Source organism: Streptomyces sp. NBC_00299 (genome assembly GCF_036173045.1).
GTDB classification, from domain to species: Bacteria; Actinomycetota; Actinomycetes; order Streptomycetales; family Streptomycetaceae; genus Streptomyces; species Streptomyces machairae.
Map to the genome: position 1 here is coordinate 3,603,705 of NZ_CP108039.1, position 14,166 is coordinate 3,617,870.

A 14,166-nucleotide genomic window follows, 5' to 3' on the forward strand; every position below is an offset into this window, starting at 1 on the left:
CAGCCGTGCGGCCTGACAGGACAAAGGCCAGGGGCCCGACTCCGAACAGCCGGGCCCCACCTGAACTGGAGATTGTCAGGGCGGCGACTTGGTGTTGCTTCGCCGGCTCCGCTCACACGTTGAAGCGGAACTCCACGACATCCCCGTCCTGCATCACATAGTCCTTGCCCTCCATGCGCGCCTTGCCCTTGGCGCGGGCCTCGGCCACCGAGCCGGTTTCCACCAGGTCGGCGAAGGAGATGACCTCGGCCTTGATGAAGCCCTTCTGGAAGTCGGTGTGGATGACGCCGGCGGCCTCGGGGGCGGTGGCGCCCTTCTTGATGGTCCAGGCGCGGGATTCCTTGGGGCCGGCCGTCAGGTAGGTCTGCAGGCCGAGGGTGTTGAACCCGACGTGGGCGAGGGTGGCGAGGCCGGGCTCGTCCTGGCCGACGGACTGGAGGAGTTCGAGAGCCTCGTCGTCGTCGAGCTCGGCGAGGTCCGCCTCCAGCTTGGCGTTGAGGAAGATCGCCTCGGCGGGGGCGACGAGGGCGCGCTGCTCGTTCTTGAAGTCCTCGTCGGTCAGTTCGTCCTCGTCGACGTTGAAGACGTACAGGAAGGGCTTCGTGGTCAGCAGGTGCAGGTCGTGCAGGAGCTCGTTGCGCTCGGTGCCCTGGACGATGCCGTGGGCGAAGAGCGTGTCGCCCTTCTCCAGGATCTCCTGGGCCTCCTCGACGGCCTTCACTTTCGGCGCGATGTCCTTCTTGATCCGCGACTCCTTCTGGAGCCGGGGCAGGACCTTCTCGATGGTCTGGAGGTCGGCGAGGATCAGCTCGGTGTTGATCGTCTCGATGTCGTCCTTGGGCGAGACCTTGCCGTCGACGTGTACGACGTTCTCGTCCTTGAAGGCGCGGATGACCTGGCAGATCGCGTCGGACTCACGGATGTTCGCGAGGAACTTGTTGCCGAGGCCCTCACCCTCGGAGGCGCCGCGCACGATGCCCGCGATGTCGACGAAGTCGACGGTGGCCGGCAGGACGCGCTGGGAGGAGAAGATCTCGGCCAGCTTGGTGAGGCGCGGGTCCGGGACGCCGACCACGCCGACGTTCGGCTCGATCGTGGCGAACGGGTAGTTGGCCGCCAGCACGTCGTTCTTGGTCAGGGCGTTGAACAGGGTCGACTTGCCGACATTCGGCAGACCGACGATTCCGATCGTGAGCGACACGTTGCGACTTCCCGTACGTGAGAGGACTTCAGGGGCTTGGCTGGGGCCCGGTCCTTCTTCGATCTTCGATGCAGATCGATCTTCGATGCAGATGCACGGGCCGATCCACCAGTCTACGGCGTACCGGCCCGGGCCCTTGCGCCCTGTCGAACACCTGGCCAAGGTCCGCCCCCGGGCGTGTCCGATCCCCGATTCGCCACATAAACCGACCTAGGTTGGACCAGTGGAGCAATACAGGGCGCGACCTGCCGGGCACGGACCGCCACGCGGCACCCCACCACCGTTGCCGCAGCGGGCGGCGCGGGGTGAAGGGGCGACGGGACGGGGCGGGGGACGCGTCACGGGGGCCCGGGCCGAGATAGTGCGGGGAGGGGCCGAGCTGAGGCGAGGCGGGGGCGGGTCGGCACGGGGGCAGGGTCAATCGGCACAGGGTGAGGGCGGTGTGGTGCGGGGCGAGGGCGGTGTGGTCCGGGGACGGGACGGGCCGACGCCGGGTGGGGGCGGTGCAGTGCGGGGCGAGAACAGCGCGGTGCGCGGCGCGAATGGACTGGCGCGAGGTGTGAGCGGAGCAGTGCGGGGAGAGGACAGCTTGGAGCGCGGCGCGAACGGCGCAGTGCGTGGCGCGGACGGAATGGTGCGGGGCCGCAACGCGATGAAGACGGGCGCGGGCGGCCTGACGCGGGGCACGGACAGCGAGAGGCGCCGCACGAGCAGACCGGCTCGGGGCTCAGACGAGAGGGCTCGGGGCGGCTGCGAAGTGAAGACAGCGCAAGTGGACTGGCGCGGGGTGAAGACCGAGTGGTGCGGGGTGAGGGTGGCATGAGGCGGGGCGAGGGCGGATTCTCGCGAGGTATGAGCGGTGCGGCTCGGTCGGCCTGGCCCACACGGCCCGCCTGGCCTGCGCGGTCAGCAGGCTCTGCTCGGTCCGCAGAGTCAGCAGGGTCTGCCCGGTCCGCACGGTCAGCAACGGCCGCAGAGTCCGCAGGGTCCCCCCGGTCCCCCCGGTCCGCGGGGGCCGTAGAGGCCCCAGGCGCCGCAGGGAATCCGGAGGCCGCCCCACGGTCCGCCGCGGCAGCCCGGGGCGGCCGGCCCGCGCGGGCCGCGCAACCCGCCGCACCCCCGCGCGCCACCCGGCCCGTCGCCCAGCGCCGCCCGAGTTCGGGCCCGGCGGCAGCGGCGGTACGGCACCCCGGACCGCCCCCGGCGCCGCAGGCTCTGCGCCGGTTTCCCAACCCCCGGCTCACCGGCCTGGGCAGCGGTCTGTTCTGCGGTGCCGTGATGGTCGTGCTCGGCTACCTCGACTCGCTGCTGTTCGGGTCCTCGCTCGCGCTGTACGGCGTGCTGTTCGTGCCGGTGTGTGTGCTGACGGCCGTCTGGGTGCGCAGGGGCGACCTGATGACCGCGCCGGTGGTCCTGCCGATCGCGTTCGCCGTGGGGCTGCTTCCGATGTCCGACCACGGTGACGGGATCAGCGGGCACTTGATGGGCCTATTCACCGGCCTCGCCACGCAGGCCGGGTGGCTGTACGGGGGGACGCTGATCGCCGGTCTCATCGTGCTCGTACGGAGAGTGCGTCTGGTGGCGCGCAGGGCGGCGGCCCGGCGCCACCAGACGTGAGCGTCTGCCGGTCGGCTAGCGGTCCTGCTCCGCCGCGTGCATCGCCGCGCCCACGATCCCCGCGTTGTTCTGCAACTGCGCCGGGACGATGTCCGCCTTGATGCCCTCGATGTGGGGCAGGAACTTGTGGGCCTTCCTGCTCACCCCGCCGCCGATGATGAACAGCTCCGGGGAGAACAGCATCTCGACATGGGCGAGGTACTTCTGGACGCGGTGGGCCCAGTGCTCCCAGGACAGGTCCTCGTCCTCCTTGGCCTTGCTGGAGGCGCGCTTCTCCGCGTCGTGGCCGTGGAGTTCGAGGTGGCCCAGCTCGGTGTTGGGCACCAGGGCGCCGTCGGTGAACAGCGCGCTGCCGATGCCCGTGCCGAAGGTGAGGAGGATCACGGTGCCGCGGCGGTCGCGGCCCGCGCCGAAACGCATCTCGGCGACGCCGGCCGCGTCCGCGTCGTTGACCACTGTCACCGGGTGGCCGCCGAGGCGCTCGCTGAACAACGCGCGCGCGTCGGTGTCGATCCAGCTCTTGTCGACGTTCGCCGCCGTACGGATCGTGGAGCCGCCGGTGACCACTCCGGGGAAGGTGAGCCCGACCGGCCCCGTCCAGCCGTAGTGCTCGACGACCTGTTTCACGCCGTCCGCCACCCCGTCCGGCGTGGCCGGGTGCGGAGTGAGCACCTTGAAGCGCTCCTCCGCCAGGTCGCCCTTGTCCAGGTCCACCGGGGCACCCTTGATCCCGGATCCGCCGATGTCCAAGCCGAAGATCTGCATGGCCCTACGTTACGACGAAGGACTGACAGTCACTCCCCGGAGTCGCCGGAACCGCCGGACCCCGTGCGTTCGGCGATCAGCGTCGCCGCCTCCTCGCGCAGGTCACGACGGAGTTCCTTCGGCAGCGAGAAGGTGATCGACTCCTCGGCCGCCTTGACCAGCTCGACGTCGCCGTAGCCACGCTGGGCCAGCCACTCCAGGACCTCCTCGACCAGCACCTCGGGGACGGACGCGCCGGAGGTGACACCCACCGTGGTGACACCCTCCAGCCAGGCCTCGTCGATCTCGCTGGCGAAGTCCACGAGGTAGGCCTCGCGGGAGCCGGCCAGCTTGGCGACCTCGACCAGCCGCTTGGAGTTGGAGGAGTTGCGGGAGCCGACCACGATGACCAGCTCGGCCTCGGCGCCCATCTGCTTCACCGCGAGCTGGCGGTTCTGCGTGGCGTAGCAGATGTCGTCGCTGGGCGGGGAGATGAGCTGCGGGAACTTCTCCTTGAGCGCGTCGACGGTCTCCATGGTCTCGTCGACGGAGAGGGTGGTCTGGGACAGCCACACGATCTTCGACGGATCGCGGACCTCGACCTTGGCGACATCGTCCGGGCCGTCGACGAGCTGGATGTGGTCGGGGGCCTCACCGGACGTACCGATGACCTCTTCGTGGCCCTCGTGTCCGATCAGGAGGATGTCGTAGTCCTCGTTCGCGAAGCGGACGGCTTCCTTGTGGACCTTGGTGACCAGGGGGCAGGTGGCGTCGATGGTGGCGAGCTGGCCGCGCTTGGCCTCTTCGTGGACGACAGGGGCGACGCCGTGCGCGGAGAACATCACGATGTTCCCCGGCGGCACCTCCTCGGTCCGCTCGACGAAGATGGCGCCCTTCCTCTCCAGGGTCTGCACGACGTACTTGTTGTGGACGATCTCGTGCCGGACGTACACCGGAGCGCCGTACTGCTCCAGGGCTTTCTCGACGGCGATCACGGCGCGGTCCACACCCGCGCAGTAGCCACGGGGGGCGGCGAGCAGGACACGGCGGCCAGGCGAAGCAGTCATGCGTCCCATCGTAAGGGTGCGTCCGGCGGGTCGAAGATCGCATGGGTGACAGGTTGGTGGGGACACTGACCGTGGGCTGTGAGGGGTGGGAAACGGAGCGACGGACGAGGCACTGGCGGAGGCGTGATGTCCGGGACCGGCACAGCGGAGCGTACGTCCACGAAGGACACGAGCTACGCAGGAGCCTCGGCTTCCGTGACCTGGTCGTCTACGGGCTGCTGTTCATCGCGCCCATGGCGCCCGTCGGCGTGTTCGGCACGCTGGACGCGCGCTCGCACGGGGCGGTCGCGCTGGTGTACGTCGTCGCGACGGTCGCCATGGCGTTCACCGCATTCAGCTACGCGCAGATGGTGCGGGTGGTCCCCCAGGCGGGGTCGGTGTTCGCGTACGCGCGCGTGGGGCTCGGTGAGCGGGCCGGATTCATCGCGGGCTGGATGGCGATGCTGGACTACCTCCTGATTCCCGCCGTCGCCTATCTCTTCTCCGGTATCGCGATGAACGCGCTGGTTCCGGAGGTCTCGCGATGGGTGTGGACCGCGCTGGCGGTGGTGATCACGACGCTGTTGAACCTGTGGGGCGTGCGGGTGGCGGCTCGGGTGGGTTTCCTGGTGCTCGCGATGGAGATCGTGGTCCTGCTGGTCTTCGTGGTGGCGGCGGTGGTCGTGCTCGCGCGGGCCGGGGCCGAGCGGGGGTGGCTGTCGCCGCTGTCGGGTGACGGTACGCAGGGTTCGTTCGAGGCGGCGGCGGTGATCGGCGCGGTGTCGGTCGCGGTGCTGTCGTATCTGGGCTTCGACGCGATCGTCTCCTTCGCGGAGGAGGTGACCGGCGGGTCGGAGAAGGTGGCTCGCGCGGTGCTGTTCTGCCTTGCGCTGGCCGGGGTGCTGTTCATCGCGCAGACCTATCTGGTGGCGCTGCTGGAGCCGGTGTCGTCCGCGCAGCTGGCGGCCGAGCCGGAGCGGCAGGGGGCTGCGTTCTACGACGCCGTGGACGCGTCGGTGGGGACGTGGCTGCACGATCTGGTGGCCGTGAGCAAGGCGATCGGCGCGGCGTTCGCCGCTCTGGCGGGGCAGGCCGCGGCGGGGCGGCTGCTGTTCGCGATGGGGCGGGCACGGGGGCTGCCGCGGGTGCTGTTCAGGACGGACTCCGGCGTCCCGCGGGTCGCCCTGCTGTGCGCGGGCGTCGTCACGCTGGTCGCTGCCGTGTGGGCGGCCCGGCGGGATGACGGGCTGGATCACTTGGCGTCGGTGGTCAACGTCGGGGCGCTGACGGCGTTCACGTTGCTGCACGCGAGCGTGGTGGGGTGGTTTGTGGTGCGGCGTGGGGGTCGGGGTGAGAACGGGGCGTCGGTGAGCTGGTGGCGGCACGCGGTGGTGCCGGTGCTGGGGGCGGCGATCACGATCGCGGTGATCGTGGAGGCCTCGGGGGTCGCGCAGGTGGTGGGGACGGTGTGGTTCCTGGCTGGGGTGGCCGTACTCGTGGCGCGGTCGCAGTTCACCGGGCCCGCACCGGACCGCCGATGACCGTCACCCCCGCACCGGACCGCCGATCACCGTCACCCCCGCCTGCTCGGCCACCCAGGAAGCGCGGCGGAGCATGGACTCCTTGTTGCTCGTGTCCCGCACATGGACAAGGACGGTGTGGCCGTCGACGCGCTCCTCCAGTGCGGGCGTCGGGGTGTTGAACAGCACGGTGACCTCGGCGTGCTTGCGTTCCGGGTGCAGCCCGAGTTCGGGCACCTCGGGCCAGTCCAAGTTCCACCAGTGGAGCTGGGCCACGTGCGGTGCGGCCAGGGCCACGAAGTCGTCCTCGACACTGCCGAGGGGTTGCTCCCACAGTTCCATCCGCAGCGGAAGGTGCTCCGACAGCCTCCCGTGGTCGGAGGGCAGGTCGGCGCCCCGGACACCGCCGATCAGTCCGGTCGGGTCGACGAGATCGCCCCGCTCCCACACGATGGGCCCGCCCTCCCAGGTGAACCACGCCTGGGGCCACAGGGACCGGGCGCGCAGCACGTCCTCGACGCCGGGCAGATCGATGTCGACCAGCACCTCCGCGTGCCGCGTGTCACCCACGGCCACCAGACGTCGGGCCAGGCGCAGCGCACATGCCGGGTCGCCGGTGCGCAGCACGGGAAAGCCAACGTCGTCGGACATGCGCGCACTCTGGCACGGCTGTTGTCGGCCGGGGAAACCGTTTTGTCGGTACCGGCCGATACGCTCGCCGCATGGCTGCGAACACAACCGCCGAGTCCCCCCTGCCCGTCGGCGAGGTGTCCCGGCTCATCGGGGGCTGGATCGACCGGCTCGGGGCGATCTGGGTCGAGGGCCAGATCACCCAGCTGTCGCGGCGCCCCGGTGCCGGCGTCGTGTTCCTGACGTTGCGGGACCCGTCGTACGACATCTCCGTGAGCGTGACGGCGTATCGGCAGGTGTTCGACAACGTCGCCGACGTGGTGAGCGAGGGCGCCCGGGTCGTCGTCCTCGCCAAGCCGGAGTGGTACGCGCCCCGCGGCCAGCTCTCCCTGCGTGCCTCGGAGATAAGGCCCGTCGGCGTCGGCGAGCTCCTCGCCCGGCTGGAGATGCTGAAGAAGTCCCTCGCCGCCGAGGGACTCTTCGCGCCGGAGCGCAAGAAGCCGCTGCCTTTCCTCCCCCAGCTGATCGGCCTGGTCTGCGGCCGGGCCTCCGCGGCCGAGCGGGACGTCCTGGAGAACGCCCGCCACCGCTGGCCCGCGGTCCGCTTCGAGGTGCGCAATGTCCCCGTGCAGGGCGTGCATGCCGTGCCGCAGGTCGTGCAGGCGGTCAAGGAGCTCGACGCGATCGACGACGTGGATGTGATCGTCGTCGCCCGGGGCGGTGGCAGCGTCGAGGATCTGCTGCCCTTCTCCGACGAGCAGCTGGTGCGGGCGGTCGCCGCGTGCCGGACGCCGGTCGTGTCCGCCATCGGGCACGAGCCCGACAACCCCCTCCTCGACTACGTCGCCGACCTGCGCGCCTCCACCCCCACCGACGCGGCCAAGAAGGTCGTACCGGACGTGGGTGAGGAGTACGAGCGGGTGCGGATGCTGCGCGACCGGGCCCGGCGGTGTGTCGAGGCACTCGTGGAGCGCGAGGAACGCGGGCTCGCCCATGCCCTCGCGCGGCCCTCGATAGAGGATCCGCACCGGATGATCGACGAGCGCGCCGATCACGTCGCCTCGCTCCTCGACCGCGGCCGCCGCTGCCTCGGCCACCTCCTCGATCGCGCAGCCTCCGAGCTGACGCACACGCACGCGCGCGTGGTGGCCCTCTCCCCCGCGGCGACCCTGAAGCGTGGGTATGCGGTGCTGCAGAGGGCCGACGGGCATGTGGTCCGGGAGCCGGCCGAGGTGACGGCCGACGAGGCGCTGCGGGCGCGGGTCGCCGAGGGCGAGTTCTCCGTACGAGTCGACGCAGGAAGCGACGCGCCAAGCGACGCACGGACCGATGCATAGGGTGGGCGAATGACCAGCAAGGTGGAAGAGGCACTCGGGTACGAGCAGGCCCGGGACGAGCTGATCGAGGTCGTACGGCGGCTGGAGGCGGGCGGTACGACGCTGGAGGAGTCCCTCGCGCTCTGGGAGCGGGGCGAGGAGCTGGCCAAGGTGTGCCGGCGCTGGCTGGACGGGGCGCGGGCGCGGCTGGACGCGGCTCTCGCCGAGGAGGCCGAGGCCGAGGCCGAGCAGAAAAGCGGCGCGGACGGCTCGGACGACCGGTAACGCATGAGCGGGGCTGTGAAGCGGATCACCACGCCCCGCTTTTTGTTGAAGCTTGAACTTATCTCGCGTACCGTCGAAGCATCAAACGGTCCCCGGTCCGTTTACCCGCACCACGCATGACGCTCGACGCACGCCCTACCCGAGAAGGTTCACGCATGTCTCTCGTTCTTGACCCCGCCGCCCAGGACCTGCTGTTCCGCGAGGCCCGCACCGCGAACACCTTCACCGACGAGCCGGTGACCGAGGAGCAGGTCCAGGCCATCTACGACCTGGTCAAGTACGGCCCCACCGCCTTCAACCAGACCCCGCTGCGCATCACCCTGGTCCGCTCCGCCGAGGCCCGTGAGCGCCTGGTGCAGCACATGGCCGAGGGCAACCAGGCCAAGACGGCCGCCGCCCCGCTGGTCGCGATCCTGTCCGCGGACAACGAGTTCCACGAGGAGCTGCCGGCCCTGTTCCCGGCCTTCCCGCAGGCCAAGGACGTCTTCTTCAGCGAGCGTCCGGCGCGCGAGAACGCCGCCGGGCTGAACGCCGCCCTGCAGGCCGCGTACTTCATCGTCGGCGTCCGCGCCGCCGGGCTGGCCGCCGGCCCGATGACCGGCTTCGACTTCGAGGGCGTCCGCAAGGAGTTCCTGGACGACGACCACACCCCGCTGATGGTCGTGAACATCGGCAGGCCCGGCCCCGACGCCTGGTACCCCCGCTCCCCGCGTCTGGCGTACGACGAGGTCATCACGACGGTCTGAGTCCGGACTGTCGCTGCTTGAACCAAGCGCACGTGACGAAGGCCCCCGGCGCAGCCGGGGGCCTTCGTCACGTTCAGGTGCTCATTCCGCCTTCAGGGCCTTCGCCATCTGCGTCAGCTGCTCGAACGAGCCCGTGCCGGCCACCACGGTCGTCGCACCCTTGTCCTGGTGCACCAGTGCGTCGTAGCGGCCGCCCGTGTAGCGCGTCCACGTCCGGTCGCCGATCTGCTCGGTGTCCTTGGTCGCCTGCCCGCCCTGGGTGGCCTCCTCCAGGAACGTCGCCGGCTTCTCGGTCGACTGCTCGACCTGTACGTACGCCCCGGCCGAGGTGTGGAAGCCGAGATGCCAGGCGTCGAAGTCGTCGCCCTTGAAGCGGACGGACGTCGCCTTCCAGGTGTCGGGCAGACCCTGCGGTGCGACCACCGGGTACGACGCCGCGCGACGGGCGGTGAGCAGCTCCACGCGGTAGTCGACCCGCGGGAGGTCGGGTTCGCCGTCATCATGGGGGACGAAGAGATAGATGACTCCCGCCGCGAGCACGGTCACTCCGAGCGAGAGGACCATGTTGCGGACCGACTTCTGCTTGCCGTTCGAACCTGCCACGCCCCCTATCGTCGCAGGTGCCCCGGCTGCTCATCCGTGGGGCCCCCTGCTCATTCTGCGCGCCCGAGGATAGAGTCAGGGCGGTCACCCTCATCCGGCCGTCGTCGTATCAGAAAGGTGCGCCTCGATGACCGAGAATCATCATCATCTGCCGTCCGAGCTCGAAGTACCCAGCGAAGCCCCCGATCGCAACCTCGCCCTGGAACTGGTCCGTGTGACCGAGGCAGCGGCGATGGCCGCGGGCCGTTGGGTCGGGCGGGGCGACAAGAACGGCGCCGACGGCGCCGCGGTGCGCGCCATGCGGACCCTCGTCCACACCGTGTCGATGAACGGCGTCGTCGTCATCGGCGAGGGTGAGAAGGACGAGGCGCCGATGCTCTTCAACGGGGAGCGGGTCGGCGACGGGACCGGGGCCGAGGTCGACATCGCCGTCGACCCGATCGACGGGACCACGCTGACCGCGAAGGGCATGCCCAACGCGATCTCCGTGCTCGCCGCGGCGGACCGGGGGTCCATGTTCGACCCGTCCGCCGTCTTCTACATGGACAAGCTGGTCACCGGCCCCGAGGCCGCCGACTTCGTCGACATAGACGCGCCCGTGTCCGTGAACATCCGCCGGGTCGCGAAGGCCAAGCGGTCCACGCCCGAGGACGTCACCGTCGTCATCCTCGACCGGCCCCGGCACGAGGGCATCATCAAGGAGATCCGGGATGCCGGTGCGCGCATCAAGCTGATCTCCGACGGCGATGTCGCGGGGTCGATCTACGCGCTGCGCGAGGGCACCGGCGTCGACATGCTGCTCGGCATCGGCGGCACGCCGGAGGGGATCATCTCGGCCTGCGCCGTGAAGTGCCTGGGCGGCACGATCCAGGGCAAGCTGTGGCCGAAGGACGACGAGGAGCGGCAGCGGGCGATCGACGCCGGGCACGACCTGGACCGGGTGCTGATGACCGATGACCTGGTCGCCGGGGACAACGTGTTCTTCGTCGCCACCGGGATCACCGACGGTGAGCTGCTGCGCGGTGTGCGGTACCGGTCGGAGAACGCGACGACCGACTCGATCGTGATGCGGTCCAAGTCGGGGACGGTTCGGCGGATCGATTCCGAGCACCGGCTGAGCAAGCTGCGGGCGTACAGCGCGATTGATTTCGACCGCGCGAAGTAGGGCGCAACTGCAACTCACAGCCGAACAGGGCGCCCCCGGTGCGGAGGGGGCGCCCTGTTTCTTGTTTCTCAGCCTGCCTGCGCTATGCGGTCGGTCGTCCTCGCCGTCTTCTTCAGTTCCATCTCGCGGCGGCGGCGCCTCGCCAGGACCACTCGGCGTTCGGCTGCGGTGAGGCCGCCCCATACGCCGTACGGCTCGGGCTGGAGCAGAGCGTGCTCGCGGCACTCGACCATGACGGGGCAGCGGGCACAGACCCGCTTTGCGGCCTCTTCACGCGAGAGGCGGGCCGCGGTGGGCTCCTTGGAGGGGGCGAAGAAGAGGCCGGCCTCGTCACGCCGGCACACGGCCTCCGTATGCCATGGGGCGTCTTGATCCCTGTCTCGCGCTGGCACCCGCTGGGCCGGAACGGCAGCTACCTGCAGGGACGAATGCGGCGGTTGCAGCACGGTCTACTCCTGACGACGGCTTCGCGAGCGAGAGACGATGCAGCAAGGTCTACCCGCTGTACGCGCGCCTATGCAGTCAGTTCCGAACCGCTGGATTTCGGGGGGTCCTGCGCGCCGCTGTGCGACCCCCGGAAGGCCCCGGGAGCCAGGAAGGAGCCGGTCCGCTTCACAACCGTCAACGATCCAGATGCTTGCGCAAACCCTTGTCGACCTTGCGCTGGACGCGGTCGAGTATGTCCGCGACGAGCTTGCCCCGCTTCGGCCTGCCCTCGATGTTGCCGAGCACGGCCCAGCCATCGACATGGACCACCGGCGCATACGGGTCCTCCGCGTCGAGGTGGTCCACCTCGAAGTTGCCGAGGACGCCGCCGCCGGTGCCGCGCAGCGAGACGTTCTCCGGGACGCGGACCTCGACGTTGCCGAAGATCGAGACCGCCCGGATCATGACCTGCTGGTACTCGAAGAGCGCCTCGCTGAGGTCTATCTCCACGCTGCCGAAGACCGCGTACGCGTGGATACGGCGGCCCGCGCGCCAGCGGCCCTTGCGGACGGCGCTGCTGAAGACCGCGACCACGTTGTCGTCGGGCTCGGTCGGGATCGCGCCCGGGGCGGGGCGGCCGGGGGCGGGCGCATGGGGTGCGCGGCGCTGGTGGGCGGCGGGCAGGTCCCGTATGAAGACGTCCAGTTCGCCGACCGTCTTGGCGGCCAGCACGCCCTCGACGCGCTCCGCGTGCTCGTCGGCGGTGAGGCGGCCCTCGGCCAGGGCGTCGCGCAGGATGTCGGCGATCCGGTCGCGGTCCGCGTCGGAGGCACGGAGCTCGGTCGCGGCAGCGGGTGCGGTCTGCTTCTGAAGGTCCACGGCAGCAGCGTACCCAAACACGATAGATCGCGATAGACCCCGTCCGGGTCGATCCCGGAGGCCGAGTGGATCACCGGATATCGAACTGAGCCTTACCTCACAAGCTCACCGTCGGAGGCAGGTTCTACGCTGGTGGACGCTGCCAATGGAGGCCAGCCGCTGTCTGTCGAGTGAGGAATGGGCGAGATGCCTGAGTTCGCGTACACCGATCTGCTCCCCATGGGAGAGGACACCACCCCCTACCGGCTGGTGACCGCCGAGGGTGTCTCCACCTTCGAGGCCGACGGGCGGACGTTCCTCAAGGTGGAGCCCGAGGCGCTGCGCAAGCTGGCCGAGGAGGCCATCCACGACATCCAGCACTATCTGCGGCCCGCGCACCTCGCGCAGCTGCGGCGGATCATCGACGACCCCGAGGCGTCGAGCAACGACAAGTTCGTGGCGCTGGACCTGCTGAAGAACGCCAACATCGCGGCCGCCGGCGTGCTGCCCATGTGCCAGGACACCGGCACGGCGATCGTGATGGGCAAGCGCGGACAGAACGTGCTCACCGAGGGCGGCGACGAGTCGGCCCTCAGCCGGGGCATCTACGACGCGTACCTGAACCTCAACCTGCGCTATTCGCAGATGGCTCCCCTCACCATGTGGGAGGAGAAGAACACCGGCTCGAACCTGCCCGCGCAGATCGAGCTGTACGCCACCGACGGGGGCGCGTACAAGTTCCTCTTCATGGCGAAGGGCGGCGGCTCCGCCAACAAGTCCTTCCTCTACCAGGAGACGAAGGCCGTCCTGAACGAGGCCTCCATGATGAAGTTCCTGGAGGAGAAGATCCGCTCGCTCGGTACGGCCGCCTGTCCGCCGTACCACCTGGCGATCGTCGTCGGCGGCACCTCCGCCGAGTACGCGCTGAAGACCGCCAAGTACGCCTCCGCGCACTACCTGGACGAGATTCCGGCCGAGGGCTCGCCGCTCGGGCACGGGTTCCGGGACAAGGAGCTGGAGGAGAAGGTCTTCGAGCTGACGCAGCAGATCGGGATCGGCGCGCAGTTCGGCGGCAAGTACTTCTGCCATGACGTGCGGGTGGTCCGGCTGCCGCGGCACGGTGCCTCGTGCCCCGTCGCCATCGCCGTGTCCTGCTCGGCCGACCGCCAGGCCGTCGCGAAGATCACCGCCGAGGGGGTCTTCCTGGAGCAGCTGGAGACCGACCCGGCGCGGTTCCTGCCGGAGACCACGGACGAGCACCTCGACGAGTCGTCGGACGTGGTGAAGATCGACCTGAACCAGCCGATGGACGAGATCCTCGCCGAGCTGACCAAGTACCCGGTCAAGACCCGGCTCTCGCTCACCGGTCCGCTGGTCGTGGCCCGCGACATCGCGCACGCCAAGATCAAGGAGCGGCTGGACGCGGGCGAGGAGATGCCGCAGTACCTCAAGGACCACCCGGTGTACTACGCCGGCCCGGCCAAGACACCGGAGGGCTACGCCTCGGGTTCCTTCGGCCCCACGACCGCGGGGCGCATGGACTCCTACGTCGAGCAGTTCCAGGCGGCCGGCGGCTCCAAGGTGATGCTCGCGAAGGGCAACCGGAGCAAGCAGGTCACGGACGCGTGCGGCACGCACGGCGGCTTCTACCTCGGTTCCATCGGCGGCCCCGCCGCCCGCCTCGCCCAGGACTGCATCAAGAAGGTCGAGGTCGTCGAGTACGAGGAGCTCGGCATGGAGGCCGTCTGGAAGATCGAGGTCGAGGACTTCCCCGCGTTCATCGTCGTCGACGACAAGGGCAACGACTTCTTCCAGGACCCGGCGCCCGCGCCGACGTTCACGTCGATTCCGGTGCGGGGGCCGGGGCTGGCGTAGTCCCTGCGGGACGGCACGCAATCGGTTTCGGCCTGAACGGCCTCGTCCTCAAACTCCCCCAGAGGGGGCACCCCCAGACGGGCTGACAAACCAGCCCCTCCGGCGTTTGAGGAGCGGGGTCGAAGGGGCGGAGC

At 69.9% G+C, this 14,166-nt stretch carries 13 protein-coding genes and 1 pseudogene; 7 read left to right on the top strand and 7 right to left on the bottom strand.

Translation table 11 applies throughout. The features are described 5' to 3' along the window. Positions 1–112: 112 nt before the first annotated feature. Positions 113–1,201 carry a redox-regulated ATPase YchF gene (gene ychF / locus OHT51_RS15645; protein ID WP_328879554.1) on the bottom strand — a complete coding sequence of 363 codons (1,089 nt, stop codon included), beginning with the start codon at positions 1,199–1,201 and terminating at the stop codon, positions 113–115. A 1,083-nt stretch (positions 1,202–2,284) separates the two neighbouring features. Between ychF and OHT51_RS15650 the strand changes: the two are divergent. Beyond that, positions 2,285–2,818 (top strand): annotated as a pseudogene (locus tag OHT51_RS15650) (DUF6542 domain-containing protein); the annotation flags it as partial. Between the two features lie 15 nt (positions 2,819–2,833). Here the strand turns inward: OHT51_RS15650 and ppgK are convergent. Together ppgK and OHT51_RS15660 are read right to left on the bottom strand one after the other, a co-directional pair. Then, positions 2,834–3,583 (bottom strand): polyphosphate--glucose phosphotransferase, encoded by a 750-nt coding sequence (gene ppgK, locus OHT51_RS15655; RefSeq protein ID WP_328879555.1) that lies wholly within the window; start codon positions 3,581–3,583, stop codon positions 2,834–2,836. A gap of 29 nt (positions 3,584–3,612) precedes the next feature. Next, positions 3,613–4,638: a 4-hydroxy-3-methylbut-2-enyl diphosphate reductase gene (locus OHT51_RS15660; RefSeq protein WP_328879556.1), complete on the bottom strand. Its 1,026-nt coding sequence runs from the start codon at positions 4,636–4,638 to the stop codon at positions 3,613–3,615. A gap of 32 nt (positions 4,639–4,670) precedes the next feature. On the opposite strand from OHT51_RS15660, the gene OHT51_RS15665 reads away from it, so the two are divergent. Continuing rightward, positions 4,671–6,149: an APC family permease gene (locus OHT51_RS15665; protein WP_328879557.1), complete on the top strand. Its 1,479-nt coding sequence runs from the start codon at positions 4,671–4,673 to the stop codon at positions 6,147–6,149. 3 nt (positions 6,150–6,152) lie between these two features. Here OHT51_RS15665 and OHT51_RS15670 read toward each other — a convergent pair whose 3' ends face one another. Continuing rightward, positions 6,153–6,779, bottom strand: a complete 627-nt coding sequence (locus OHT51_RS15670) for a hypothetical protein (protein WP_328879558.1) — start codon at positions 6,777–6,779, stop codon at positions 6,153–6,155. 71 nt (positions 6,780–6,850) lie between these two features. Here OHT51_RS15670 and xseA point away from each other — a divergent pair, with 71 nt between their 5' ends. The 3 genes from xseA (at position 6,851) to OHT51_RS15685 (ending at position 9,105) form a co-directional block, all read left to right on the top strand. Beyond that, a complete protein-coding gene (gene xseA / locus OHT51_RS15675; RefSeq protein ID WP_328879559.1) occupies positions 6,851–8,095 on the top strand; it encodes an exodeoxyribonuclease VII large subunit in 1,245 nt (414 codons plus the stop codon). A gap of 9 nt (positions 8,096–8,104) precedes the next feature. Continuing rightward, positions 8,105–8,359, top strand: a complete 255-nt coding sequence (locus tag OHT51_RS15680) for an exodeoxyribonuclease VII small subunit (protein WP_328879560.1) — start codon at positions 8,105–8,107, stop codon at positions 8,357–8,359. A gap of 155 nt (positions 8,360–8,514) precedes the next feature. After that, positions 8,515–9,105 (top strand): malonic semialdehyde reductase, encoded by a 591-nt coding sequence (locus OHT51_RS15685; protein ID WP_328879561.1) that lies wholly within the window; start codon positions 8,515–8,517, stop codon positions 9,103–9,105. Positions 9,106–9,186: 81 nt separating this feature from the next. Here the strand turns inward: OHT51_RS15685 and OHT51_RS15690 are convergent, their stop codons facing one another. Then, a complete protein-coding gene (locus OHT51_RS15690) occupies positions 9,187–9,708 on the bottom strand; it encodes a DUF4245 domain-containing protein (protein ID WP_328879562.1) in 522 nt (173 codons plus the stop codon). A 127-nt stretch (positions 9,709–9,835) separates the two neighbouring features. On the opposite strand from OHT51_RS15690, the gene glpX reads away from it, so the two are divergent. Beyond that, positions 9,836–10,873, top strand: a complete 1,038-nt coding sequence (gene glpX / locus OHT51_RS15695) for a class II fructose-bisphosphatase (protein ID WP_328879563.1) — start codon at positions 9,836–9,838, stop codon at positions 10,871–10,873. A gap of 68 nt (positions 10,874–10,941) precedes the next feature. Here glpX and OHT51_RS15700 read toward each other — a convergent pair whose 3' ends face one another. Both OHT51_RS15700 and OHT51_RS15705 read right to left on the bottom strand, forming a co-directional pair. Then, the gene (locus OHT51_RS15700; protein ID WP_328879564.1) at positions 10,942–11,319 is read right to left on the bottom strand and encodes a WhiB family transcriptional regulator; all 378 of its coding nucleotides are present in this window, start codon (positions 11,317–11,319) and stop codon (positions 10,942–10,944) included. Positions 11,320–11,494: 175 nt separating this feature from the next. Beyond that, complete coding sequence (locus OHT51_RS15705) at positions 11,495–12,178, bottom strand: DUF1707 SHOCT-like domain-containing protein (RefSeq protein ID WP_328879565.1); 684 nt, start codon at positions 12,176–12,178, stop codon at positions 11,495–11,497. A gap of 186 nt (positions 12,179–12,364) precedes the next feature. On the opposite strand from OHT51_RS15705, the gene OHT51_RS15710 reads away from it, so the two are divergent. Then, a complete protein-coding gene (locus OHT51_RS15710; RefSeq protein WP_328879566.1) occupies positions 12,365–14,032 on the top strand; it encodes a fumarate hydratase in 1,668 nt (555 codons plus the stop codon). Positions 14,033–14,166: the final 134 nt, after the last annotated feature.

What these genes read in the sequence shown, in the direction of transcription:
- ppgK (WP_328879555.1), bottom strand. Translation starts at nt 3,583, where the DNA reads ATGCAGATCTTCGGCTTGGACATCGGCGGATCCGGGATCAAGGGTGCC.
- OHT51_RS15660 (WP_328879556.1), bottom strand. Translation starts at nt 4,638, where the DNA reads ATGGGACGCATGACTGCTTCGCCTGGCCGCCGTGTCCTGCTCGCCGCC.
- OHT51_RS15665 (WP_328879557.1), top strand. Translation starts at nt 4,671, where the DNA reads ATGGGTGACAGGTTGGTGGGGACACTGACCGTGGGCTGTGAGGGGTGG.
- OHT51_RS15670 (WP_328879558.1), bottom strand. Translation starts at nt 6,779, where the DNA reads ATGTCCGACGACGTTGGCTTTCCCGTGCTGCGCACCGGCGACCCGGCA.
- xseA (WP_328879559.1), top strand. Translation starts at nt 6,851, where the DNA reads ATGGCTGCGAACACAACCGCCGAGTCCCCCCTGCCCGTCGGCGAGGTG.
- OHT51_RS15680 (WP_328879560.1), top strand. Translation starts at nt 8,105, where the DNA reads ATGACCAGCAAGGTGGAAGAGGCACTCGGGTACGAGCAGGCCCGGGAC.
- OHT51_RS15685 (WP_328879561.1), top strand. Translation starts at nt 8,515, where the DNA reads ATGTCTCTCGTTCTTGACCCCGCCGCCCAGGACCTGCTGTTCCGCGAG.
- glpX (WP_328879563.1), top strand. Translation starts at nt 9,836, where the DNA reads ATGACCGAGAATCATCATCATCTGCCGTCCGAGCTCGAAGTACCCAGC.
- OHT51_RS15710 (WP_328879566.1), top strand. Translation starts at nt 12,365, where the DNA reads ATGCCTGAGTTCGCGTACACCGATCTGCTCCCCATGGGAGAGGACACC.